Source organism: Streptomyces gardneri, assembly GCF_006539185.1.
Taxonomy (GTDB): domain Bacteria; phylum Actinomycetota; class Actinomycetes; order Streptomycetales; family Streptomycetaceae; genus Streptomyces; species Streptomyces gardneri.
Window position 1 is genome coordinate 1 of sequence record NZ_BJMN01000132.1, and the last position, 1,576, is coordinate 1,576.

Genomic DNA, 1,576 nt, shown 5'->3' on the forward strand with positions numbered 1-1,576 from the left:
GACCTCCTGGGAGGCCGTCGAGGACGCCGGGATCGACCCGACCTCCCTTCAGGGGCAGCAGGTCGGCGTGTTCGCGGGCACGAACGGCCCCCACTACGAGCCGCTGCTCCGCAACACCGCCGAGGACCTGGAGGGTTACGTCGGTACGGGCAACGCCGCCAGCATCATGTCGGGCCGCGTCTCGTACACCCTCGGCCTGGAAGGCCCGGCCGTCACGGTCGACACGGCCTGCTCCTCCTCGCTGGTCGCCCTGCACCTGGCCGTGCAGGCGCTGCGCAAGGGCGAGTGCGGACTGGCGCTCGCGGGCGGTGTGACGGTCATGTCGACGCCCACGACGTTCGTGGAGTTCAGCCGGCAGCGCGGGCTCGCGGAGGACGGCCGGTCGAAGGCGTTCGCCGCGTCGGCGGACGGCTTCGGCCCGGCGGAGGGCGTGGGGATGCTCCTCGTCGAGCGCCTGTCGGACGCGCGCCGCAACGGACACCGGGTGCTGGCGGTCGTGCGCGGCAGCGCGGTCAACCAGGACGGCGCGAGCAACGGCCTCACCGCCCCGAACGGGCCCTCCCAGCAGCGCGTCATCCGGCGCGCGCTCGCCGACGCCCGGCTGACGACCGCCGACGTGGACGTCGTCGAGGCGCACGGCACGGGCACACGACTCGGCGACCCGATCGAGGCACAGGCCCTGATCGCCACCTACGGCCAGGGGCGCGACACCGAACAGCCTCTGCTCCTCGGGTCGTTGAAGTCCAACATCGGACACACCCAGGCCGCCGCCGGTGTCTCCGGCATCATCAAGATGGTCCAGGCGATGCGCCACGGCGTCCTGCCGAAGACGCTCCACGTGGAGAAGCCGTCGGACCAGATCGACTGGTCGGCGGGCACGGTCGAGCTGCTCACCGAGGCCATGGACTGGCCGAGGAAGCAGGAGGGCGGGCTGCGCCGCGCGGCCGTCTCCTCCTTCGGCATCAGCGGCACGAACGCGCACGTCGTGCTCGAGGAAGCCCCCGTCGACGAGGACGCCCCGGCGGACGAGCCGTCGGTCGGCGGTGTGGTGCCGTGGCTGGTGTCGGCGAAGACTCCGGCCGCGCTGGACGCCCAGATCGGGCGCCTCGCCGCGTTCGCCTCGCAGGGCCGCACGGATGCCGATCCGGGCGCGGTCGCTCGCGTACTGGCGGGCGGTCGTGCGCAGTTCGAGCACCGGGCCGTCGCGCTCGGCACCGGACAGGACGACCTGGCGGCCGCACTGGCCGCACCCGAGGGCCTGGTCCGGGGTGTGACCTCCGGCGTGGGTCGGGTGGCGTTCGTCTTCCCCGGCCAGGGCACGCAGTGGGCCGGCATGGGCGCCGAACTCCTCGATGTGTCGAAGGAGTTCGCCGCCGCCATGGCCGAGTGCGAGGCCGCGCTCTCCCCGTACGTCGACTGGTCGCTCGAAGCCGTCGTCCGGCAGGCGCCCGGTGCGCCCACGCTGGAGCGGGTCGACGTGGTCCAGCCCGTCACCTTCGCCGTCATGGTCTCCCTGGCTCGCGTGTGGCAGCACCACGGCGTGACCCCGCAGGCCGTCGTCGGCCACTCGCAGGGT

At 73.4% G+C, this 1,576-nt stretch carries 1 protein-coding gene; it reads left to right on the forward strand.

All coding sequences use genetic code 11. The annotated features are described in order from the left end of the window. On the forward strand, positions 1-1,576 hold a 1,576-nt coding region (locus tag SGA01_RS40720), incomplete at both ends, for a type I polyketide synthase (protein WP_141303468.1).